12 protein-coding genes and 3 pseudogenes are annotated in these 26,312 nt (G+C 35.4%); 2 read left to right on the top strand and 13 right to left on the bottom strand.

The features are described 5' to 3' along the window. The first annotated feature begins 107 nt into the window (after positions 1–107). Positions 108–1,895 (top strand): response regulator, encoded by a 1,788-nt coding sequence (locus tag ACIQLB_RS08340; protein WP_400723655.1) that lies wholly within the window; start codon positions 108–110, stop codon positions 1,893–1,895. 116 nt (positions 1,896–2,011) lie between these two features. Here ACIQLB_RS08340 and ACIQLB_RS08335 read toward each other — a convergent pair whose 3' ends face one another. Continuing rightward, positions 2,012–2,692 (bottom strand): IS3 family transposase, encoded by a 681-nt coding sequence (locus ACIQLB_RS08335; protein ID WP_400723652.1) that lies wholly within the window; start codon positions 2,690–2,692, stop codon positions 2,012–2,014. Here ACIQLB_RS08335 and ACIQLB_RS08330 point away from each other — a divergent pair. Then, on the top strand, positions 2,665–2,964 hold the full coding sequence (locus ACIQLB_RS08330) for a hypothetical protein (RefSeq protein WP_400724063.1): 300 nt from the start codon (positions 2,665–2,667) through the stop codon (positions 2,962–2,964). The two genes, ACIQLB_RS08335 and ACIQLB_RS08330, sit on opposite strands and share 28 nt — an antisense overlap. Here the strand turns inward: ACIQLB_RS08330 and ACIQLB_RS08325 are convergent, their stop codons facing one another. The 12 genes and pseudogenes from ACIQLB_RS08325 to ACIQLB_RS08270 form a co-directional block, all read right to left on the bottom strand. Then, positions 2,965–5,046, bottom strand: coding sequence for a serine hydrolase domain-containing protein (locus tag ACIQLB_RS08325; protein WP_400723649.1), 2,082 nt, complete (start codon positions 5,044–5,046; stop codon positions 2,965–2,967). An 840-nt stretch (positions 5,047–5,886) separates the two neighbouring features. Next, positions 5,887–6,306: a GNAT family N-acetyltransferase gene (locus ACIQLB_RS08320; RefSeq protein ID WP_400723646.1), complete on the bottom strand. Its 420-nt coding sequence runs from the start codon at positions 6,304–6,306 to the stop codon at positions 5,887–5,889. 22 nt (positions 6,307–6,328) lie between these two features. Beyond that, the gene (locus ACIQLB_RS08315; protein ID WP_400723643.1) at positions 6,329–7,366 is read right to left on the bottom strand and encodes a serine hydrolase domain-containing protein; all 1,038 of its coding nucleotides are present in this window, start codon (positions 7,364–7,366) and stop codon (positions 6,329–6,331) included. Positions 7,367–8,122: 756 nt separating this feature from the next. Beyond that, positions 8,123–8,806, bottom strand: a pseudogene (locus tag ACIQLB_RS08310) (transposase). Next, positions 8,791–9,057 carry a hypothetical protein gene (locus ACIQLB_RS08305; protein WP_400723640.1) on the bottom strand — a complete coding sequence of 89 codons (267 nt, stop codon included), beginning with the start codon at positions 9,055–9,057 and terminating at the stop codon, positions 8,791–8,793. Before ACIQLB_RS08305 ends, ACIQLB_RS08310 begins: the two are co-directional and overlap by 16 nt. After that, positions 9,038–9,367 (bottom strand): transposase family protein, encoded by a 330-nt coding sequence (locus ACIQLB_RS08300; protein ID WP_400723637.1) that lies wholly within the window; start codon positions 9,365–9,367, stop codon positions 9,038–9,040. The genes ACIQLB_RS08305 and ACIQLB_RS08300 overlap by 20 nt, the downstream gene beginning before the upstream one ends. 213 nt (positions 9,368–9,580) lie before the next feature. Continuing rightward, entirely contained in the window at positions 9,581–11,014 is a 1,434-nt protein-coding gene (locus tag ACIQLB_RS08295) for a DHA2 family efflux MFS transporter permease subunit (RefSeq protein ID WP_400723634.1), read from the bottom strand. A gap of 133 nt (positions 11,015–11,147) precedes the next feature. Further along, positions 11,148–11,771, bottom strand: a pseudogene (locus tag ACIQLB_RS08290) (tRNA ligase subunit PheS family protein); the annotation flags it as partial. A 209-nt stretch (positions 11,772–11,980) separates the two neighbouring features. Then, entirely contained in the window at positions 11,981–14,275 is a 2,295-nt protein-coding gene (fabD, locus tag ACIQLB_RS08285; protein WP_400723631.1) for an ACP S-malonyltransferase, read from the bottom strand. Positions 14,276–14,451: 176 nt separating this feature from the next. Beyond that, positions 14,452–15,132, bottom strand: coding sequence for an MBL fold metallo-hydrolase (locus ACIQLB_RS08280; RefSeq protein WP_400723629.1), 681 nt, complete (start codon positions 15,130–15,132; stop codon positions 14,452–14,454). 151 nt (positions 15,133–15,283) lie between these two features. Further along, a complete protein-coding gene (locus tag ACIQLB_RS08275) occupies positions 15,284–21,241 on the bottom strand; it encodes a non-ribosomal peptide synthetase (protein ID WP_400723626.1) in 5,958 nt (1,985 codons plus the stop codon). Between the two features lie 176 nt (positions 21,242–21,417). Beyond that, positions 21,418–26,310, bottom strand: a pseudogene (locus ACIQLB_RS08270) (beta-ketoacyl synthase N-terminal-like domain-containing protein); the annotation flags it as partial. Between the last annotated feature and the right edge of the window lie 2 nt (positions 26,311–26,312).

The following is a 26,312-nucleotide window of genomic DNA, read 5'->3' as shown; positions in this document are numbered from 1 at the left end:
CCTTCTGTGAGAGAATCGTAGTGTAAAATTAAAAATTATAACAATGTATGAAGGATTAATTTATAATATAGGAAGTAAAAAGGTAGGCTATTTAGGGGGTAAATGACTTGTTAGATATGGTTAAGTATTGGGTTTGGTACGATTGGATTATGTTAGGAGTCCGTATACTTGCTAGTATCTCTATCGCCATAAACACATTAGATTTTCCGGATAGTTTAACATTGCCACTTTGGATTATTATTTTTTGGGAGGTTGTTGCCTTCTCGATTCCATGGGTAACCTTACTATTCAATTATAAATATTATTTGTTCACAGAAATACTGCTATATGGTGGACTATGTATATATTTAACCTCATTATTTCCGGAAGCTTACATCACATTTCTTATATCGGTGTTTCTAATTGCTGCGAATAGTAAGCATTTGTCCTATTATTGGACAGCTCCAACAACAGTTTTTATAACAACTGGAATTCTCTATGCGGTTGCGCCAAGTAATAGCTATTGGATTTTGGTTACCTACTATGGACTCGCTTATGTAATGGGCTTCGCTTTCCATTTATTAATCGTCAATCATAAGCAAAATGAAGCGATTCGTAAACAAAACGCGGTACTTGAGCAATATATGTCTCAGATTGAACGCATTACACTGGCAGAAGAACGGAACAGACTGTCGAGTGAGCTTCATGATACAGTTGGTCACGCTTATACTTCTATTATTATGGGGATGGAAACGTTGCGTACCGAACTTGCTACTGAAATGGGTATACAGAGGCTAGATTCTTTGCTTGAAATGGGACGTAAAAGCATCGAGGACGTGAGAGGTTACCTACATCAAATGGATTCTCCGTGTCAATCGTCTTCCTTGATTCAATCTCTACAAAATCTTGGAGCCGAATTTCAGGAGCACGCTCAGGTAAATGTAAGTTTTAGGACATTCGGAGAGGAATATCAACTGTCTCAGCAAGCGAAGATCGCATTCATTCGTTGCTTACAAGAATCTCTTACAAATGCAGTACGTCATGGTCAGGGGACTGAAATTATAGTTTCATTGCAGTTTGAACAACAATATACGAGGTTAGAAGTTCAAGATAACGGAAAAGGAAATGTAGAATGGCAGGAAGGCTTCGGTATGAATGCGATGAAAGAACGGGCAATGAATTTGCAGGGGCATTTGTCTGTATATACAAAGCCAGAGGAAGGAATGTTTGTTACATGTACCATACCGCGACAAATTGAAATAAAAGATGGACTTATTCGTTTGTTAATTGTAGACGACCAGCCATTTGTTCGAGAAAGTTTGAGGACACTACTCGATAGATATGAAGATTTAAATGTAGTCGGTTTGGCTGAGGATGGCAATCAAGCCATCGATTTGTGTGGGCGCCTTCAACCCCACGTTATACTTATGGATTTAGATATGCAGCACATGGATGGAATCGAAGCAACCAAAAAGATTAAGCAACAATGGCCACATATCCGCGTATTGATTTTTACAACGTTTCAAGATACCGAACAGGCGTTAGAATCGCTTCGCAACGGTGCGGATGGTTTTTTACTCAAATCTATTGAAATGTTGGAGCTAGCTAATACGATCCGACTTATTCACAAAGGTGGGACACTGATTGATCAGGGGATGTCTCACAAAATATTTGAGAAGTTTGATGAGCAAAAAGAGACACCACAATCAAAAGCAACCGCTTATGAGCTAACAGCTAGGGAGATAGAAATATTGCAGCTAGTAGCAAAAGGACTTCGATACAATACGATAGCTTCAAGGCTATATTTATCGAATGGTACGGTCAGGAACTATGCTTCAACAGCTTACTCAAAGTTAGGAGTGCGTAACAAGGAAGAAGCTGTCCACAAGGCTCTAGAAATTGGAATTATTGATTGAACTACCCCCACTTTCACTTCGTTTAGAAGTGGAGGATTCCTAAGTAAAGAGTTCTATCGAACTCTAATTTATTAGGCTAGCTCCACAGGGGAGTAACCCCTTAAGTAGAGTTTTTATTATGTAGCTAATTGGCTGGCTTGAGTTCGGTATTTTACTGGACTCATGCCAGCCAGTTTTTGTTTAATACGTTCATTGTTATAGTAGTCGATATATCGTTCGATTTTCTTCTTCAATTCTTCATATGAGAATAATATCTCACCGTAATACATCTCTTGTTTGAGTATGCCAAAGAAGTTTTCCATCGCCGCATTGTCTGCACACGTCGCTTTGCGAGACATGCTTTGGAAAATTTTATTTTGCCGTAATGTTTTCACCCATGAATTATGTTGATAATGCCAGCCCTGATCCGAATGAATCGTTGTACGATATGTAGCTTGGTTCTGAATGATTGGCAGAACTTGGTATAGCGATTCTAATACGAAATCCAATGTTGGGCGTTTAGACATACTAAACCCAATAATTTCGCCATTATAGAGATCCATAATTGGACTTAAATAAAGTTTTTCATCTTCTGTACACTTGAATTCTGTTACGTCTGTCACCAGTTTTTGTAAAGTGTTTGGCGTATTGAAACGGCGGTTTAATCGATTATTTGCGACTTTGCCCACCTTGCCCTTGTACGGTTTATAACGAGATTTACGAACGAATTTCACACACTTTAAGTCCAATTCCTTCATGATTCGCTGTACTTTTTTGTGATTGATGACGGATGAAGAGAAATCCTGCCCAAAAATCATTTGTAGTGCTGATCGGGGAGGCTGATGCCATTCCACCCATAAATAAAGCCAATGGAGTTGCGATTACATTCAATCCCAAACTAATCATAACAAATGATAATTTTTTACTTTTAATCTTCGGTAATCCAGCCGACCAAAATAAAATTTGGAAATTTCAATATTATATAGCTTCAGTAAGCCTTTTTGTAAAGATAATGCGTAATACAAACAAAACCAGCAAAACACCTTTTCGGTGTCGTACTGGTTTTATTGAAATCCTTCTTGAATTGTAGCTAGTTCAACGTGATTGCAAATTCCGAATTCGGCGCTCCAGCAAATACAACCGTTCCGTTCTTCGGTAGTTTTACTTTGTTATTGCCACTCACAACAGTAAAATTGACACATACACCATTCTCATCATACACCGCGAACGAACTCTTCGATGGCAACGCCACAGTCATCGTTTTCCCGGCTACCGCTTGTGGGATCGTAAACCATCTCGCATGCCCATTTGCTTGTAGCGTAACTTTGGATGATTGGCCTATATCAAGTGGCTTTATGTTGGATCCACTTACGTATAACAATCCGGACATCTCCATATATTCATTACCGCCTTCTGTATAGAAACGAGATTCCGTCGTATCACGGCCTGTCATCACAGGGATCTGGAGCTGATGTGCGGCCGTATTTGGGCCTGTAATTTTTCTGCCGTTCCAATATCCCTCTAAACCCTCATTGCGATTAATTTGTGTTGTAAGCATCATTGGTAGGAAATATTGAGCAGAACTATATTTCTCGTTTATGAGATAGAACTTAACGCCTTCCCGCTTCGCCCATCCGGCAGCGGTTTCCTTCGATAGCACATTGTCTTCTAGTTTCTCGGCTAAATATTGAGTAGCCGCTGTTTGCCCTAAACCTGGCAACGATATAAATGTGCTCTCCTTCAAATATGTTCGTCTATTCTTCTCTGTAACGAAGTTGAGCTTGGAGGTACCTGTCTCATTAATAAAGCTTCCATTCGCAGTATATACATATTTTTCTTCTGGATTAGATGGTAAGATCACTTCTCCATTCTTCGTAATTTCTATTTTGAAATGACTGAAACTATTGCCGTAAAAACCCGCTTTCTTTTCTACTTCTTGAGGCATTTTGGCTTTGACCGGCTTGCCAAAGGATTTGTTCGGCTTGATATCCTTAATTGTGCCCTTCTCTTTAAGGGTTGCGAGCAGTAATTCAGTCGCCATCAGTTGATTTGTAGAGCTGCTACCGCCTGATGACAACACAGCCACTGCCATCTTCTGTTCAGGAAGGACTACCAGTGAAGCATGTTGCAGTCCCGTGTCGCCGCCTTTAGCCAAGCCCTTTATCCCATATTCACTAAATGGATATAGTTTCACACTATCCCAGCCAAGACCATAGTTGAAGGTATTATCTCCATCCCCTGGCCACATTCCTTTTTTATATTCCTCTTGCTCCATCGCCTTGACTGCCTTATCAGAGAGGATTCCTTTTTCCTGTCCCATAAATATTTGTGAGAATCGCACCATATCTTCTGCTGTGGAAGAGATCCCTCCCGTACCAATCACATTCACCGATTCAGTAGGAAGCTGCCCTTGGAACGTTGGAAAATAAAGACCAGCTCGCTTATCGTCTTCCCATTTGTCCTGCGGCGTTTTCGTATGATTTAGCTTTAAGGGTTCTGTAAACCGTTGATGTATAAATTCGGTAAAGCTCATACCGCTGACTCTTTCCACCATAATCTCGGCTAGCGTAAAACCGTCGTTGCAGTATACAGAGAACGCGCCAGGATCCGCCTTCAATTGCTGGTTGGCCAATTGCTGCAACAAGTTATCATGGGCATAGGTATCATTATCTTTGAATAAAAATGTATTGCCATACCCAGTACCTTGCAAGCCGGAGGAGTGGTTCAACAGCATACGTGGCGTAATGCGTTTATACCGTTCATCCTTCATCTTGAAATCAGGAACATAGTGGACGACAGGAGCATCCAAATCGACTTTTCCTTCGTCGACCAATTTCATCACAGCTGCCGCTGCATACATTTTACTGACTGAACCAATCCCGTATAAGGTATCTTTGGTCAGTGGCTGTTTCCCTTTCATATCGTTCTTGCCTGTCTGACCCGACAAAATAAGTTTGCCATTATCAATTAGCGCATACTGCACGCTAGTCGTCTCATAGGACTTCGTGAGTAGAGTAGCCTTCTCTGCCACAATCTTTTTCAGTTCTTGGCTAGCAACTTCTTGGCTAACTACAACCGTAGTCTGACTGCTAGAAGACGCCATCGCTCCTGTTGGTAGGCTCATCGTTAACGCTAATGTAGCAGCTAACACCCCAGATAATTTATTTTTCATAAAAGAATTGCCTCCTTAGATAAGTAATCGATTTCATTGCTTATTTCGAACAAATGTGCCCCTTGTAGTCCTTGTTTAGCAGTATACATAAGCAAAAGTCAGCAGATTTGTTTTTAATATATAACTCATTTAATACCTCCTTTTATCTTATACTTTAATTGTAAGAATCTATCTTCTCTTTTTTCTTACTCATTTCTTACAAATTTATTAATTGTAAAAAAGATGGTCTCATACGGCCTTTGAGGGAATCATTCACTATTTATGCAGTTGGAGAAGGAAGAAGGAATTATATGATGTAATGCTACAGCCCAATCAAGTTCGTTGAATTTCATCTCTCCAAATTTTAAAAAAACTCATGTTGCCTTTTAGTCTTCCAAGCATTTAATCTAGTCACATTTCATTAGGAGAGAAATCTTGTACATTTAGCCAAAGGGTATACTCACTTAAATTCCCCTTACCTCTTCCTTCCTTTTTATAACATGCATCTTTTCTTCTGTTCATCCACTCTTTCTTTTTGCCATACATAAATAAACCCCAATTTTTATAAAATAAAAAATCATATTTAAGGTAATAACTTCCTTAAATATGATCATAATCAGAGAACTTGATTATTAAACTACTTTATTATTTGAAAATAGAAAAGTCTGTTGTTTTAGCGATTATTTCTGATTTTGTACCAGATTACTAAACGGATTACTAACAATTTGTGCCAAATGTGACATAAAAACTTCTCTACTCTTATTCAACTAAACCGCACCATTAGTACAAAAGAGCCGTCCAAGCAGCTCAATGGTCTTTAAGTAAAGCACCCGTTACTTTAAGTGAAGAAGTTCACAAAACTTAATTAGGGTTACTAAAAACCCAGATTCTGAACTCGTCACTCTGCTCTTGTAAATTCCAACCTGTTTTATAATAATATTCATTAAAATCGGAATCAGTCGGACATAGTGCAACAATAGGTAAATCATTTATCGTTTTAAACATCTTTTTTAACAACCCTTGACCACGATAAACCTCGCTTATCGCAAATTGATACAAAGAAATTTTGTTTTGTGTTTTTTTTCGGTAAAACCGAAATGCCCCCACTATTTGACCTTCTACTGTTGCCACTATCATTTGCTTTCTTCTTATGGCTGCTTTAACCCCAAGAGGACATAAAAACTCTTCAGAATAGACAGCACTGTTATTGCGTTCTAAATTTTCATTGAAGAACGATACAACTTCAGATATATGAGCTGGATTTGCTAAGGCTATCTGCATATTTCTCCTCCCTTAACACTTTTTAAGATAAAAGAGATTTATATATTTCTCCTATAAGACCTTCCATTTGATGAACACCTAATTCTGCATTCGTCATTATGACCGCACCTTTCTCTAAATACGGAAACGCCACCATCATACATTGAAAACCCACTCCCCAACCAAGTGATGTAATTTCTATTTCTTTTTCTGAGCCTTCAAGAAACACACCTAATCCAGTCCAACTTTTACCTCTTTGTGAGGTTATCATTTCTTTTGCTAAACTTTCCGAAATACCAACCTTGCTTTCTCCCTTTACAGCATTCATTAACTCAAGAACTAATTCAGCTAAATTCAGAGAAGTTGTCCATAATCCAGAAGCCGCTGGATAAGGATATATAGGATATTTCCCATCTACTAATTCACCGTTTTTGTTGTGACCACAAGAAAAATTTTGTCTATCCACTTCCAACATTGTTGTATTGAATTGGCTATTTGCCATTCCTAATGGTTCAAATATTTGCTCATTCATAACTTTATGAAACAGTTTTTCAGTAACATCTTCTATCAGTTGCTGAATGATACAAAAACCCGCATCCGAATAATGGAATTCACTTTCTGGTTCACACTTAACGTCAATAGGAGTTTTACAATATGGAGTTTGCCCCTCTAATAATTCAATCATCGAAGGAACCCCTATTTTCGAATTCAGTTCATAATAACTACCTTCAGGGTCTTTAATTCCAGATTGATGACTTAGTAAGTTCCTTAATGTCACTTTTTTATTTTTAGTAAAATCATTTTCTGGTACTTTCCACGATACAAGACTTTCATTTACATCATCATCTAAATCAAGAAGTCCTTCCTCTACTAGCTTCATAGCAAGTATTCCTGTTAAGAACTTGCTAATTGAACACGCACTAAAAATAGAATTTTCATTCACTTTTCTATCGCTTTCCACTTCTAATAAGCCGTAATTTTCTGTTCCACTAATTTCACCACCCTCAAGCAATGTGATACTTAGACCTTGTACATTATAATGTTTCATTCGTTCTTCAATGTGGATGTTCTTTAATTTCAAAATTATCCACCTTGTCAGTATAATCAGATAAATTATAACACGAACGTACGGTCCCTTATATCTATTTGTAAAATAAATTTATATTGAACTAACCTGCTCCGTTCGTATTATAAGGTCAGCCAGATACTTCTGGTTGACCATTTTTTAAATGGTTTTATTATAGCAGTGCCAGGGTAGAACGTATCTGCTCGTGGGGCTTGACCCCGTCAACTTTCCAATGCGTTTTAATGAAGGGCGTCGATTTTCCCCAGGTATGAGCCCGTTTTTCCCAGTAGGGAGACCATTTTCCCCTGGTATGGGTTGTTAAAACATAGAAAAAAAGACTAGCTAGGCTAAATTAGCTTGGCTAGTCTTCTTCAATTATGAAGCTATTGGATTGGCAACGCGCGCAAGTTTAGTTTCAATCCTTTTATAATCTAAGTCTATTAATTTACAGGTAGCTGTTGCAATTTAACCATAATAAATCTCCTCAATTTTATTTCAAATAATCTTTTGACTTATACTATATAAAAGTCAAACAAACCTAACTCACTTACACCTTTATATATCAAGGTTTGTAAGGATATTAGAAGTATATTTATTATTGTTTGACCAACCTTATCCATATAATAAAATAGCGATTTTCCCCATTAATCATCACATCTTCTTTAAAATATTTTAGTAGCTATATATATAAACATAAAACTCAACTAATCAGATTAGTTGAGTTTAGTGTAAAATACCTTACTACTATCTTACTTTAAACAATTTAAAATATCACTTACTAAAATCTTTGTACCCATACGCATGAATTTCCCAATTCCCAGAAGCATTTAAAAGTATCAGTGTATATAAAGAATCTTCACCTTTGGATAAGTAATCTGCAAAGGCTGAGCAACGTTTTTTGTTCATCACTTTTGTTTTATTATTAATGCCTTCCAAGAAGCCGTTGGAATAATCAAAACTAAAGCTACTTAAGATTTCTACTTGCCAGTTTTTCAATGTTTGAATCGCTTTTAAGAAAGCTGGTAATTTTGTCTCTTCTACCTTACGGTAAAAAGCTAGTAATCGCTTCTTCACTTCTATGACATCATTCTTTGTCTTTGCCCAATCAAACCATTCACAATAGGCTTCCTTTAATTCATGGGCTACTTTTAATGTTTCAGACATTTCTGTATAGCGCTGTTAGTACCACTGTTGTTTTGGTGATAATTTAGATACACGTTTATAAAATACATGACACATACGTTTACACTTTGTGCGATTGTATTTGTCCCGTTCTTTTTGTACTTGTCGGCGCACTTCATCCATTGCCCAATAGATATAACGGCTAAAATGAAAGCGGTCTGCCACAATAACAGGTCGACCTAGTGCTTGATGAACAGCTGCTTTAAAACTTGGATTCATATCCATGACCACTATTTCAACGTCTGCTCCATGCTGACTTAAGTAATTTTTAATTGTTTCTTTTTTACGATTCGGTAAAATATCATTGGTTCGCGCGTCTCCACATTCGCAATGATTAGCTGATACGTACCTGCATCTGTATCGCCTTTATACTCATCAATCGCAATCACTTTTGATAAACTTACACCCTCTACTAATTGTTTATTCGCTACCTTTTTAAAACGGCGAATGACCGTCGTGGTCGATGTGCCTAGTACTTCTGCAGCTTCTTTAAATGTTTTTGCTTTAATAGCACGTATACTCACTACTTGGATCCCATTCCTTTGAGTAACGTTGATATTTATCTACTAAAGGGGATTTTTCAGAGAAACGCTTTCCACAATTACAAACATAACGACGACGTTTATAAAAAAGAATAGTTAAACGTTCAAACCATTCTAAATGATTGATCTTTTGTATACGGTAATCGTGAACCTTCGATGTTTCTTTTTTACAAATTGGACATTGATGCGTACATTTTGGCAATTGTACATACAATGCGATTCGATCGCCTACCTCTTCTACTTTCGTAATCTCTACATCTTTTAATCCAGGTATATTCATGTTAAAATTCATTTGCACAGTTCACCTTACTATTACTTGTTTCTCGACAAATCAAGTATATATAAATCAGTGAATCTGTGCTTTTTTTATGCGTGTAATTGTGTGAATACCCAAAAAAATATTATAGAACCTATTTAATCAAAAAGCCTGAAGAGATAGTTTTATTATCTCTTCAGGCTTTCATCTGAATAATCTAGGCTCCTGTATAAAGAAGTATTAAAACATCTAATGCTCTGTTTTAACAAATTTAATAAAAAACGCAATAATTAAACCAATAATAGCAATTACTGCAGCAAAAATAAAAGCATTTTGAACCCCTGCAGTTAAAGCATCAGATAAAACGCTTGAATCTGAAGGGTCTTTTGCCCTTTTCAAGTAATTCTGTTGTCCATTCGACATAATAGTTACTGCAATGGCCGTTCCAATAGCACCAGCTACTTGTTGCAGAGTATTAACGATAGCCGTTCCATCGGGATAAAATTGACGTGGGAGCTGATTTAATCCATTTGTTTGTGCAGGCATTAAAACCATTGCAATTCCAATCATTAAAAAAGTATGCAATAAGATGATTATGCCTTCAGATGATGTTGTTGTTATTTTTGAGAAAAACAATAGAACAACAATAATAATTATAAAACCAGAGATGACCAGATACTTAGGTCCATATTTATCAAATAAACGGCCAGAAATCGGTGAAATTATACCATTAAGAATGCCACCAGGAAGTAAAATTAAACCCGTTGCAAAGGCAGACAAACCAAGCCCAATTTGAAGATATAAGGGTAAAAGTAGCATTGAAGACAAAATAATCATCATACATATAAACACCATTAGTATCCCTATAACAAACATAGGATATTTAAAAGTCTTTAGATTTATCATAGGCTGTTCCAAAGATAGTTGACGTACACCAAAAAGCAAAAGAGCCACAATTCCTGTAACTAGTGAAATTATTACAATCATATTACTCCAACCATCAGATCCCGCACTACTAAATCCGAAAACAATACCTCCAAAACCAAGAGTTGATAATAGAATGGACACTATGTCAATCTTTGGCTTAGTAATAGTTGTTACGTTTTGCACGAATAAAATTCCACCAGCGAGTGCTATTAATAAAAAAGGAAGTGACAACCAGAATATCCAATGCCAATTGAGTTTCTCGATAAGTAAGCCAGCGATAGTAGGACTAATAGCAGGAGCAAACATAATGACAAGACCCACTATCCCCATAGCAGCCCCCCGTTTATTTAATGGAAAAATGATTAAAATTGTATTAATCATCAACGGTAGGAGTATACCACTTCCAATTGCCTGAATTACTCGCGCAAGTAAAAGCACTTCGAAATTGGGAGCAAGTGCAGCTATAAGTGTACCTATAATTGAGAAGCTAAGAGATACAATGAAAAGCTTTCTAGTTGTAAACCACTGGATAAGAAATCCTGAAATAGGAGCTAAAGTACCAAGTGTTAATAGATAACCGGTTGTTAACCACTGAGCCTTAGCTGAAGTAATATTAAAAATTTGGATCAAATTACTGAGTGCGATATTTAGTGCTGTTTCACTAAATAATCCAATAAAACCACCAATTAAAAAAGAAATTAAAATAGGAAAAGCTTTAAACTGTTCATTTTCGTTTGACTCACGTATTGCTTCCAAATATGATTCTCCTCCCTTTAAAAAGACACAATTCAATTCCCTATTTCTATACTTAAGCTAGAATCTATAAAATTATAATGTAGGCATAAAAAAGAATACTATACTATTAATATCTCTATAATAGGTTTTTATTTTATAACTCCCTAAATTGTTGTAAAAACCTAATATCATTTGTATAGAAATGACGAATATCATCTATTCCATATCTCAGTATAGCAATTCGTTCAATTCCGATTCCAAAAGCAAACCCACATTAGACTTTACCTGGGCAAATGATTTTGGCAGGGGCATTACCATGTTGATTTTCAAGTATTCTTACTTGAACAGAAGACGTATGGGTACGTAATAAAATATCTTCTATAATATAAAACGAATCTTGCATATCAAGTGAAGGGTGACCTTTTTGAAAATTCAATGCTTCAAAATTGTAATAATCTTTTTCAACTTCAGGACCTTCGGCTATCAAATAACCCAGACCTATGAATAAATCTTCAATTTCCTCAATTACGGCTGTAAGAGGATGCCGGTTCCAATCCGTACAGGCTTACCCGGTAATGTTACATCAATTGTTTCAGCCGCTAATTAGCGGTCTATTTCTTCACGTTCTAGCAGCTTCTGTTTTTCAAATATTTTTTTGTAATGATCACGCGCACTTCGTTAACTAAGGCACCTAATAATGGACGTTCTACTTGAGAATATTTATCCATTCCCGCAATATTTTTGTAAGTATACCTTTCTTACCTGAGTATATTATCCGATTATTTCCCCCCTAAATTTACAAATAAAAATTGAGTAATTGGGATGACAAACCCCAAAAGTATTTTCAGGTAGCTTGCGGACTTTTGAGCCCTTAATAACTCCAAAAAAATTATTAAGGGCTTTGAAAATATGATATTGAAATACTTGTGTAAAAACAGCTTATTTTCTATATGATTTATTAGAATGAATTATTAGTATTTATTTAATTCATCCTATAATTAACTTAATACGTTGATTCAGCAGATCGGCTGTCTCTTCCATTAGCATTTCTCCGATTTGATCTACGTATCGATTCCTCCAATTCTCAAAGGGAGTATCTTTTACCCATTGATTAAAAGCTCCTATTGCAGGGCCACAATGAATTTGATAATTAACTTTATGTTCTTTAATACCATTTAATCCCAAATCAACAGAATATTTGAAATACCATTTAAAAATTAATGCCATTTTGTATTTTGGATTTTGTTCAGCTCTTCCAATTTCCTGGGGACAACTGTAGGATTTTACTTCTTCATAAACTTCTTCAAAACTCCGGTTAAAAAATTTTTCTTGAATTGTTTGTTTTGTTTTTTTCTCTATTTCATCTATGGAGTTATACTGACGGTAAAGGTTATATAACTGATTTGCTCTGGCTGGGAAAAATAGACCCTTTTTTAATACTTGAACCTTCCCACCCATTTCAAACATATCTTCAGATGGAGCATATTCCGTATCCTGTACATTCGCTTGTTGTAACATCTCTTTCACCGTATCACTAGTATTAGCTTCGACAGAGCACTGATTAATGGAACCTGTGACAACAAAACCAGCACCTAGTATAAAAGCTGCTGCTGCTGCTTCAGGTGTCCCAATTCCTCCAGCAGCTCCAATTCTTATTTTTTTCTTGTATTCATACTTTTTCATCATTTCATCTCTCAATCTAATCATAGCTGGCATTAAAGCATATGCTACGCCCTGATCAGTATGTCCTCCAGAGTCAGCCTCCACACATAAATCATCTGCCATCGGAACTTCCTTTAACATATCAACTTCTTCCTGAGTTATCTTATTTTCTTGGATCATTTTTTCGATAATCCGTTTCGGAGCAGGACTTAAAAAGGCTTTAGCAACTTCTGGACGAGATACTTTGGCAATAATTTTATTATTACAAATAACAGTGCCATCATTTTTGCGTTCCAGTCCTTTTAAACGGTATCTCACTAGAGCTGGAGTTATATTTACATAGGATGAAGCCTCCACAATCCGTACTTGATATTTTAGGAATAGGTCTACAATTTTATTCTCCTTTTCCGTATCAAGAAGAGTATGTAGTAAGTTCATGCCGTAAGTCTCTCCATTATTTAGTTCATGTTGGATAATTTGAATAGCTCTTTCAATTCTTTCTAGGCTTATCCCATTAGTTCCATAGAAACCTAACATCCCTGCTTTACCTAGTTTAATTACCATCTTTTCTGATGAAATTCCTTTGTACATCGCCCCAGCCAAATAAGCGTATTTAAGATTATATTCCGTTTTAAATTCAATATCTCCTAAGGATGACGCGGTAATATTGAGATTTTGTTTCTCTACACCTTGTTGTGTAGGTATATTTTCTTTATTTAGTTGCTCTTCTTTATTCTCTTGCTTTTCTTCATCCTTGGATATTACAATAGGAGGTATTTCCTTTAGAATCTTTTCTATTAACTTGGTAAGAACGTTCCCAGGTCCAATCTCTTCAATTTTTGTTTCCCCTAATCTTATTAAATAGTGAATGCTATCAGCCCATTTAACAGAATGTGTAATTTGTTTAATAAGATTTGCTTTAATGTCTGATTGATTATATGGTCTTGCGTTAACATTTGAAATAATAGGTATTTTGATTTCAGAGAAGTCGAATTGTTCTATATAGTCCCTGAATTCATTTTTAGCATTATCCATATAACGCGAATGAAAAGCACCGCTCACATTTAACGGAATATACATTGTTGCTCCGGCATTCTCAAAGAACAAATCTGCTCTCTCGATTTCCGAATTTGGTCCTGCAATTACAATTTGAGAGTTTGTATTTTGGTTTGCAATATCAATACCTAGAAGTCCATTCTCTTTAAGAACCTGTTGCACTTGTTCAATATCTAATCCTAATACTGCAGCCATACCACCATTGACGGCTTGGCTCATTAATTCTCCTCTCTTTTTTACTAATCGTAACCCTGTTTCAAAATCGAATACCCCTGCTGCAAAAAGTGCATTATATTCTCCTAAGCTATGTCCCGCTACATACTGTGGTTTTTTCCCAGATTCCTGTATTTTATTGAGATAACTTAGGGCATTCACTACATATAAAGCAGGTTGTGTAAATTGAGTTTTGCTTAACTGCTGATTAGAGTCTTCTAAACATAAGCTTTTAATCGAATAACCTAAAATTTCATCTGCTTTTTTAGTCAGTTCTCGAAATTCATCAAAGAGTTCTCCGCCCATCCCTTTATATTGAGATCCCTGACCAGGAAAAACGAATGTTGTCATTTTACTACCACCCTTTATCACAAAATTAATTAATTAATTTTTTCAGAAGCTTAAATATTTTCATTTTAAAAATAAAATCCGACTACTCACTACTATTTCATGAGTAATCGGATTATTCATTCGTCATTTCTGAAAAGACAAGTTAAACCCCAAAGCTATCAATGAAAGAAAAGCACTTAGTATCTAAACTTGAAGAGATTTTTTTGATTCTTACGCATTCTAAATTTAATAAACTGATCTTTTTTGTCTATTGCAAAATAAATATTATTTTCCAAAAGGTAACTCAATGGATATCCCGGTTCTTTACCATAGGAATGTCCTGGGAAAATGCGAACATTTTGATTGACCGTTCTTTTAATCTTTTGTATACTTTCGAACATTTGTTCAGGTGAACCACCTTCAGTGTCGCAAATTCCACACCCTTCAATAAAAACTGTATCTCCAGTAAACAAACTATCAGTTAAAAGAAAACAAGTCCCTCCAGCTGTATGCCCGGGTGTCAATAGACATGATACCTGAGTTTGTCCTACGTAAATGCGTTCTAAATCTTGTATTGGATTTAAATTTCGACATTTAAAGTTATAGTATTCGATTTCCTTTGCTGACATATAAACTTGCATGTCAAATCTCTTCATTAAAGGTTGAACCATATTGACATGATCATGGTGAGAGTGAGTTAATAAAATTGTTGTTGGTTCTACTCCCAATTCAATAAATGTCCTTGTAATTAATTCTAAATCCCAAGCCGGGTCTACAATAGCTGCTTGCTTAGAGACCGTATCAATTATAATATAGCTGAAATTCACTAGATTTGAAAAACCTACTTTTAATTTATATATTTCATACATTTTTTCCATTTCACAAACCACCATTACACCTTTATTACTATTTTATTTAACAGTAAAAAGTCTTCTCAGATGCCTTTATTAAATACAAATTGATTTGCTTTATTCATCTATAAAAGGATATCCTCACTTGAACAAGACTATCTCAAAAAAATCCTTTAATTTATATTAAATTTAAAAACTTATTCAGACTCTGCTCTGGATTAGAGATAAACTCCTTCAACAGAATCTGCAAATCCTGCAAAATGCCGTAGACTTCACTAGAATTAAAGTATTGTCTGTAGTAATTTATATTTATTATTAAGTTATGCTCATTGAGAAGAAGGATTTCCACCCTTAATGGATGTTCGGTCTGTGCTAAACCTTCAGTGATTGTACCTCCTAAATCATTAAATTCCTTTGCAGCGGACATTAATTGAGGAAGCTGCTCGCTCACAAGATAACTATCAAATAACAGATGGTCTCTTCTTTTTCCGCACCATTCATATATCTTTCTTAACGGTGTATGCTCATAATTGCTTGTTTCCACTGTTTTAACTTGTATATTTTGTAGCCAAGTTAATAAAGGAATGCTCGGTTCTAAGTGCACTGGAATAGGAAGCATATTGAAAAATAGTCCGACACCATGCTCAATTTCTTGAGACCCTTTACTACGTCCAGAAAAAATCGATCCAAATACTACGTCCTTCCTACCACTTTTTTCACTTAACAATAATGCCCATGCTCCCTGTATTAGGGTATACAATGTAAGGCGGTACTTCTTCGCTAAGGATAATAGGCCTATTGTTACCTCCTCAGATATCATTAACCTTTCTTGAAGATATGGAGCCTGAACATCAGATTCATGAATATCCGTATGTTTTACTAACGAAGGCAAGGAAAGAGAAGAATTTAAATTATTTTTCCAAAATAACTTAGCATCATTTAGATTTTGGCTTTTTTGCCATGAAATATAGTCATGATAAGAAAAATCCTTTTTAGACTCTACATATAGTTTTTCACCTTTTGAAAAAGCCCTATAATAAGCAAATAATGTTTTGAGAATGATAGGGAAACTCCAGCCATCCTGTAACATTAAGTTAAAAGCGTATATAAAGTATTGTTGATCATCTGCTACCTGAATCAAAGCTAAACGGGCATGGGGTGCCTTCCTTAGATCAAATCCTATTTCCCTAAGTTCTTGAATATATTTCTTTAATCGTTTCTCTTGTGAAGATGGCAGAAGGTTCCTCCAATCTTCTTTGTCTAATTGAATATTAGCCTGCTTATGCACAATTTGGAGTGGCTCATCTACGTCATCCCAAACAAAAGATGTACGTAATGGAGGAAACTTCTTAATAACACTTTGCCACGCTTGTTCAAAAGCTGAAATATTAAAATCATTTCCCTTTATATTAAAAATATGATGGACCATGTTCAGTCCAGGCTTTGGATTGTGCAATTGTTGGAAGAGCATATTCTCTTGCATAGCAGTAAGAGGATAAACGTCTTCCAAACTTGGAAATTGTTTTTGCAATTGCTCAAACTTATGGGGATCTACTCTAACGAGTCCTTTCTCATTCGAACTTCCCATTTCCTCAAATCGATTTGAATCTACAACTTCTGCCAACTCAGATATTGTTTGATATTGAAATACTTGTTGAGGAGTGATTTGAATTCCCTTTTGTTTTGCTTTGGCAATAACTCTAATACTATGGATCGAATCGCCACCGAGTTCAAAAAAGTTATTTGTTACACCTACGTAATCTAACCCTAAAACTTCAGTCCAGACTTCAACTAGTACAGTTTCAACTGAAGATCTTGGTTGTACAAATTCTTCTCCTCCTTCTAGTACCTTGTAAATTGGTGCAGGCAATGCATCACGGTCTAGTTTCCCATTTGAATTCATTTCAAATTGTCTCAAAAACATAAAAAATGATGGAATCATATATTCGGGAATCTTTTCTTTTAAATAACTCCTTAGTTCCGGTGTCAGTTGATGACCAATTCTATCCATTAAAGGTTCATTGGTTAAACTCCCCTTTAGTTCATATTCCCTCTTAACATAGGGTTTTTCACCAATAACTGTATCTTCATCCTTTCCTTGATATTTATATAAAACCTTATAACTTCCATCTATTTGGTCTCCAACCCATGAAACATCAACATTATAATTCAGTTCACCTCCTAATTTGTACCATTCATCTGGATCCATTTCATTCCCTTCTTTGTTCTGATTAAGCATTGATTTCATATTACCAATGTCCTCTGAATAATCACTATTTGTTATTTGTGATAACATATTATTAATTAATTTCAAACGTGAGTTAAATATACCGGTGATACCCATAACCTTTGGTTTATCCATTATTAGTTTTTTACGAATATCCTCTATCTGTATATCTGCCTCTTGCCAATCTATCCATGAAACTTCATTGATATATTCTACCTTTTTGCGAATATGAAGAATGACATCATAACGGTATTTCGTCAATTCGTTATGATAACTGCCACGCTTCAATTGAATATCAACATAGCTAATTTCTGGAAATTCCTTTTGGAGAGCAAAGAAAAACTCTGGATCAATAACCAATTCCTGTTCTTGAGCTAACCTTTTCTGTACTCGTTGCTTAAATTGATTTATAGATAACCCAGAAGATACTTTCTCTAGTTCTACTTCAGAATGAAAGACCTCTAGTAAAGGTAGGCTACGAACATCTCCTACAAAGATAGAACCAGTATCTTTTATAACTTCTACAGACTTCCTCAACACGTTCAATAAATAATTTGCATCAGGGAAATACTGAACTACAGAATTGAGAACAATGGTATCAAAATCTCCTTTATTAAAATCACTAAAATCATTTGCGTTCTTTTCAAATAACTGAACATGAGTTAAATCCTGTCTATCCTTTAACAAAAACTCATCAATATAATCTAAGGCTGTTTTTGAAAAATCCGTTCCCAAATATGTTTCACAATGTGGAGCAATTCGGGATAAGAGTAACCCTGTACCACATCCTATTTCCATTACCTTTTTTGGTTTTAAAGATAGAATGCGTTTAACAGTGAAGTTGACCCATTCACGCATCTCTTCTTCTAGAAGAGGAAGCCCTGTATAGCTGCTATTCCAACTTGTAATATTAAAATCAGCTTCTGACTTTGTATTATTTACATAAGCCTTATCAAAAACATTTTGCCAATCCTTAACTTGAGCAGCAGGTAATCCATCATTATTCATATTTCTTATTTTTTCTTCAATTTCCAGATCAGGCATTACATACGCTATAAGTTGCTTATGTTCTGGTACATTCTCTATTTCTCTGGCCAATACAGTAGCCTTTCGTACTTTTGGATGCTCTTCAAGAACTGCTTCAATCTCACCAAGTTCAATACGGAAACCTCTCACCTTAACTTGGAAATCAATCCTACCTAAAAACTCTAAGTTTCCATCTGGCAAATAGCGAGCCAAATCTCCTGTTTTATAAAGCCTTTCACCTGTATCTTTGGTAAAAATATTCGGGATAAATTTCTCTTCTGTTAGTTCTGGTCGATTATAATACCCGCGAGCTAATTGTACTCCACCAATAAACAACTCACCTGGCACTCCTACTGGTACAGGATTTAAATTCTTGTCGAGTAAATAAATCTGTGTATTCGCTATAGGTCGACCAATTGGTACTACTTTCTGAGAACTCTCTTTCCGGCAAACCCAAGAGGTAACATCCACCGCTGCTTCTGTTGGTCCATATAAGTTATGCAATTCAACGTCAAAAAGTTGATGAAACTGTACTCGAGTCGAATAGGACAATGCTTCTCCACTACAAATTACGTGCTTTAATGTAATACAACGTTCAATATCTTTTTCTTCAAGGAATACTTGAAGCATCGATGGAACAAAATGAATAGTTGTAATCTCTTCCTCCGTTATTATACGAGCTAAGTAACTTGCATCTTTATGGCCTCCTGGAAGCGCTACTACCATACACGCACCTGTCACAAGCGGCCAAAAAATCTCCCACACCGAAACATCGAAACTAAATGGAGTCTTTTGTAAAACTCGATCACTCTCATTTATTTGATAGGTTTCTTGCATCCATAAAATTCTGTTAACAATTGCTTTATGCGTAATCATAACACCCTTGGGCTTACCAGTAGAACCTGATGTATAAATGATATAAGCTAGATTATTATGGTTAACCCTATTTTCAAGTGGATTCTCCTCCTCCTGAGCAATATTCCCCCAGTCTGAATCAAGGCATATTACTTGTGATTCATGTTCCGGAAGAATTGGTAATAATCGTTCTTGAGTTAAAATTAATGGAGGATTAGCATCTGACATCATAAAAGCTAAGCGTTCCTTTGGATTTGTAGGATCTAAAGGTACATAAGCACCACCTGCTTTTAGAATTCCTACTATTCCAACAATCATCTCTAATGAGCGCTCCATACAAATGCCAACGACTATTTCCGGTCCTACACCTTTTTTGACTAGATAATTTGCCAATCGATTAGCTCGTTGATCAAGCTCCTTATAAGTAAGTTGTTCCTTCTCAAATCTCACTGCTATAGAGTTTGGTGTGTTCTTAACTTGTAACTGTATTAGCTCGTGAAGGCACATATCTTTCAATGGATATTGAACTGCCGTATCATTCCAATCCACTAACAGCTTTTGATGCTCATCTGCAGTCAAAATTGGCAGATGGGATATATTCTGATAGGGATTTTCTACAATTCCTTCTAGAAGGATCTCATAGCTATTTAAAATTCTTCTAACTGTAGACTCATCAAAAATATCGGTATTATACTCTACTTCAATCTCTAGGAACTGATTTTTATCAACTAGTTGTATCCAAAGATCAAACTTAGAAGTATTATTATTAACTATTTCAAGTTTTTCAAAAGAAAAATCTAATTCCGACATTACTGATTCCGTCGGCCAAGGGAAATTCTGTAAGGCGAAGCAAACCTGAAAGAGAGGATTTTTACTCATGTCTCTTTCAGGTTGTAATTCATCTACCAATACCTCAAATGGGACATCTTGATGCATATATGCACTATTGGCTACCTCCCGGACCTGCTTTAGGACTTCTATAAAATTTGGATTTCCGGAGAACTCAGTTTTTAATACTAAAGTATTTACAAAAAAACCAATTAAATTTTCAATTTCAATCCTGTTGCGATTGGCAATAGGAGTACCTACGATTACATTATCTTGACTAGTATATCGTTGAAGTAAAATTTTTAAAGCTGTTAACATTACCATAAATAAAGTAACATTCTCTTGTTCGCTTAGTTCTTTAATTGATTTTGATAGTAACGATGGTAATTGAAATTTCAATCTATTTCCATTGAATGTTTGTATCGGTGGTCTTCTTCTATCAGCTGGTAATTCAAAAACATCTTTTTCTTTCCCTAATTTTTCCCTCCAATAACTTTGCTGTGACTCGAGTTCTTTTCCTTGTAACCACTTCCGTTGCCAGGAGGAAAAGTCAGCATATTGAATTGGTAATTCAGCTAGCGGAGATGGTTCATTTTTCAAGAAAGATTTATAAAATGTCACTAGCTCCTTCAAGAAAACTCCCATCGACCAGCCATCAATTACAATATGGTGTACATTTAGTAAGAGAATGTATTTATCATTATCCAGTTGAAACAATGTAGCATGTAGAAGCGGACCTTTAGACAAGTCAAATATGTAACTCGCTTCTTCCTTTGCCATCTCTTCATATATCAATTCTCTTTCCGATTTTTCAAACTCCATTAAATTTATATTTTTTAATGTTACATTTGCCATTGTTTCAATGACTTGATATGGTTGCCCATTAATACTTTTGAATATAGTCCGTAAGCTTTCATGACGACGAATAATTTCATTAATACTTTTGTCTAATATTTGTACATCCACATTACCTGATAGATGAAAAGCTAAAGTTTCATTATAAGCAGGACTATTAGGGACTAGCTGATTCAAGAACCATAATCTCTGTTGCGCAAAAGAAAGGGGAATGTTATTTGTCTCTAAACGACTTGAAATAGTCAATTGGTTTACTGAAGCCTTTGAACCCTTTAGCTTTTCTAATAATGCCAATTTTTCTGGCGAGAGTTTCGATCTTCGTTCTACAATATTATTGTTGGACATAGTTAGTTCCTCCTTGCATATTAAAGATCCCTGAATAGACAACGATATATACGCGCCATTATTCAGGGATCTCCAATTATTATGTTTTTTTAATAGATGTCGAGTTGTTCTTTAATAAATTCTTCAGGCAAATCCTCAATTTTGTCAATGAGTTCTTGTTCGAGAATTTCTGCCATTTCAGCAATGGTAGAAACTCCAAATAACCTTTCTAAATTTAATTCAAATGGAAAATTACTTTTTACTCTTGAGATAATTTGAGTGGTCATGATCGAATCACCACCAACTTTCTGGAAGTTATCATCTACACTTAATTGTTCGACTCCTAACACCTCTTTCCAAATATCAGCAATCATACTTTCGAATGTGTTTTTTGGTTCATCACTTTCCAACGCAACAACATTTGTATTTTCTTGACAAATTTGCTCGCTTCCATTTTTTAAACTGCTATGATCCTTAACTAGTACTTGCCCATCGCTTTCTCCTATCAATACAGTCTGAAAAGTCGTATCTACTCCAATCGGGCCTGCAATCCGGACTCTCCTATATCCTACCTCTTCTAGTAACTGTCTCCATCTTGTAAAGCTGAGCAATGGTGAACCATTCAAACGGTTATCTTCATCGTCAGAGTCCCACCAAGGACTCGCTAAACCAAAAATCATGGTGATGAAATCTTTTATTTGAGTTATTTCATTAATAAAAAGTAAACCGTTAGTTTTTAGTAATCGCTTAATTTGGTTTAATGTAGTACTAATATTCTTTGTAGCAAATAATGTATGGTTAGCAAATACCAAGTCAATATCATTAACTTTAAAATCCTGTTTTTCCAAAGAGTTTTCAATATTAAGCTCTTTATAACTAAAATGAGGATAATCTTTTTCGTATTGTTGTTTTTGCCAAGCTGCTACCTCATTAGAACTGTTAGCAAAAATATAAGATAAATTTTGATGGTATTCTTTAGTATTATCCAATACAAAACGACTAGGAGCTCCATATACACTTCCTATTTCAAGTATTATAATTTTTGCTCCTGGATCTTTTGAAATTCTTTGCTTGACATAGCTCGTGATCAAACGTCCTGTTAATCTTTCATAATATTTTGCAATTAAATTTCCATTAAAGATATTTTTTAACAACTCTCCAGAACCATTAGAAAACATAACCTCCTTATAGTCCTTTTTAGCTGTAAGAATTGAATGGTAATTCTCAAAACAATTCTTCAATAAGAGTGCATAATCCTCTATCTCAGGATAAGCTTCGATAAGCCGACTCACTTTCTCTTCTAGATTTGCTATATTTTCTCTCACTTCATTGCTTGTCATTTTATTAGTAGTGAAAATGATATCATTCTCAAAGCGAATGAAGCCTGCTTTTTCCGTTATACTCAATAATGTTTCAAAGAGTTTTTGATAATATGGGCTTATCTGTAATTTGTCTCTTAGTTGAAACTTTGAATACTGTTCTCCAGCTTCGTGAAATACACCTATCCTTTGAAAAACGTTTAACAACATATAATGACTCATTTCTTCAAGTTGTGTCATTGCACTTAGAAACTTTTGCATCGAAACAAAATCACCGTTACTATCCGTTCTATTTAAAAAAGACATTATTTCATTATCTATTGTTTTAATTTCGGAAGGAATTGTTTCCAGAAATTCTCCTAGCCTAACGTCTACCCTTGATCTATCTTCTAGAGGACTCTCGAAAGCTTCCGTAATCCAATATCGTTTTTTCTCAAAAGGATAGGTCGGTAAAGAAACTCTTTTCGGTTTTTGATGAGTATACAACAACTCCCATTGTACGTTTACACCTGTTACCCATAGGCTTGCAATTGTATGAAAATCTTGCTCTCGAATAGCAAGCTTAATAAATTCCTGTCCTGTCTTTCCACTTAAAAAATCCAATTGATTTTTTGATTCACTTACATTACCATAATAAGTCTTATCAATATGATTTTTCTCGTCACAATATAGGTGTAGCTTATCTATTAGTTCTTTTAAGTTAAACACTACTAACGCCAATCTCTCTTCAAAAGCTTCTCGGCCTACTTGCAATGTATAGGCTATTTCTTGTAAGCTTTTGCGTTGTTCCTCTTGGTAAGAATTTTCTAAAAATCTCATCACATTTTTGGCATATGCTTTTAATCTATCCTTATTCTTAGCAGACAACACAATAACAGCAGGTGTACAGCTGTCACCAATCACAGACTGCTGCTTTAACGATTCATTATGAGTATACTCGGTAACAATTAAATGAGCGTTAGCACCACCTGCTCCAAAGGAAGAAATACTTGCAATTCTAGGGTACTCTCTTAATTCTCCATTTATATTTACAATTGGGCGTTTCCAGTCTGTAAGCTCCTGCTGTACTATGAATGGAGAATTATCAAAATCAATATGAGAGTTCAATATTTTCGAATGTAAGGAAGGTACTAATTGACCATATTTTAGTTGTAGTAATACTTTAGTAAGTCCTACAATTCCTGCAGCACTTTCACAATGTCCAATATTAGATTTTACCGACCCTATTGCACAGAACTGGGAATCCTTTGTTTCCTTCTGAAAGGCTTTTGTTAAGCCAGTAATTTCAATCGGGTCTCCCAATGATGTGCCAGTACCATGAGCTTCTACATAACTAATTGTTCTGGGATGTACATTGGCCCTTTTCAGTGCTTCTGTGACCAACTCACACTGAGCATTAGGATTTGGCACTGTATAACCATTTGTTTTCCCTCCAGAGTTAATCATACTTCCCTTAATTACTCCATAAATATGATCATTATCTGCAATTGCCTTTTGTAAAGGCTTTAAAACAATTGCTCCTATACCTTCCCCATCTACAAATCCATCAGCTTGATCCCCAAATGATTTACACTCATTACTTGTGGAAAGCATAGTTGCCGCTGATAATCTCAAATAATGTGCAGGACTAACAATTAGGTTAACCCCACCTACAATTGCACAATCGCTCGTCCCTGTGTAAATACTTTCCAAGGCTAAGTGAATTGCTGTTAAAGAAGATGAGCAAGCTGTATCAACTGCTATGCTAGGACCCTGGAAATCTAAAAGATAAGAAACTCGATTCGCTATAGACCAAAAGTTACTACCTGAAGGGTAGTAGCCATTCATAACTCCAACAAACACACCAACTTTTCCACTATTACATAAAGATGCTGGTGTATAACCTGCGTCTTCAATACTAGAATGAGCCTCTTGTAAAAATAATCGTTCTTGAGGATCCATCAACTCAGCTTCTCTTGGAGCGATATGAAAAAATAAAGGATCAAATTTATCAATATCTTTAACAAATCCACCCCATTTTGTATAAATCGATCCCCTTTTTCCTTTTTCCTTATTAAAGTACTCTTCCCAATTCCAACGATCATTTGGAATTTCCGTAATACAATTTTCCCCTCTTTTTAAGTTTCCCCAAAATTCATAAATATCATCTGCTTCTGGATATCTCCCCGATAGACCAATTATGGCAACATCTTGAATAGAGGAATTTTGGGTTTGTAATTCTTCGGATTTCTGACGGGAGAATTGAAGAAAACGATTAGATTTTTGTGACTCTGGATTTTGATGAGATATTATAGATTTATTCGGATTATTAGGAACTATATCGGATATCTTTTGGTCTTCAATCTCTAAAAGCATTGACAATGAATCTTTCTCAGTACTTATTAAATAATCTACTAGCTCGTCAATTGACCGGTACTCAAAAAACACTGTACTACTAATATTTTTGAATGAGTTACGTAGAGCATTGGTCATTTTAACGATAAGAATAGAATCTACTCCGTATTTTTCAAGAGGATCTCGAGAATTAATTTTTTGACTTGGAATTTTCAATGTTTTTCCTACTAAATTTTTTATAAACACAGTAGCCTCTTCTTTTAGTACGTCCTGTGTAATTTCGCCTTGAATTGTTACACAGTCATTATCAAGAGAAGGTTCCTTAATTGGATTGGTAATTGTAGGGTAGCTATTCAATTCTTGTTTTTGTCGAACTATACCATCACTCTCGGCAATAATAATCTGCTGCCCTAACCCATGGGCATCCTGTGCTGGAAAAAGGACTGACCTATACCCTTCACTTTCTAATGCTTTTTTCCAAGAGTTCGGTGTTAATCCAGGCCCACCTGGAATTCTAAACTCTGAATCCTCATACAACCACCACCCCTCCAATAGTCCAAATGTCAAGTGTGTAAATAAAGAATTTTCACTCATTTCATTTAATAGGATGGTACCTTTTTTCTTTAGGACAGCTTTTGTATTCCGTAATACTTTTCTGATATTTTTAGTGGCATGTAACACATTCGCTGCAATGACTATATCATATTTTCCTACGCGGATATTCTGATCCGCGATAGGCACTTCTATGTTTAAGAGTTCATAGGTCAGGTAAGGAACGTTTGTGCCGTATTCCTCTTCCGCATGCATGAGAAAAGCCTTTGAAACATCTGTATAGCAATATTCCTTTATATATTTTTGATATGGCTGAAGCTTTTGAAATACTCTAGCACTAGTTGAGCCTGTTCCGGCTCCAATTTCAAGAATTCGAATTTGTGTTGACGAATCTAATCTTACTCGTTCTTGAATATAAGTAAAAACACAACTAGCAAGTATATCATTAAAGTAATCTGCAACTGGATTATTTTTATAGATACCTTCAACTAATTCCATTGAGGAGTTCGGAAATATAATATCAGTGGCGCGTACCTTTCCTAGAAGAATTTTTGGTAGAGCTCTAAGAGTTGTATCCACTAAGACTACTTGAGCAGTCATATTTGGATCTTTTAACCACCCTTCCTTCTGTTGCTCCCACTCTTCCCACGCATTCTCTCTTTCCTCTATTAATAAATTTGTCACTGTAGAAGAGGCACTATTGTATCTAACATACTGATTACTATCTAAAATTCTAATACTTTCATCAAGCCATCTACTATACATATCTTGAAAATTCATCTCTGCTTTAAATTCTGTTAACACATTTTCGTTCAGCTTAAATAGTCCGATTGATTTAAGCTGAACCAATAGAAGCTTACACAAAAGCTTTTCTAAGTCTTTCATTT

Source organism: Lysinibacillus sp. NPDC092081 (assembly GCF_044755845.1).
In the GTDB taxonomy this organism is placed as follows: Bacteria; Bacillota; Bacilli; order Bacillales_A; family Planococcaceae; genus Lysinibacillus.
This window is presented reverse-complemented; position numbering and strand designations above follow the sequence as displayed.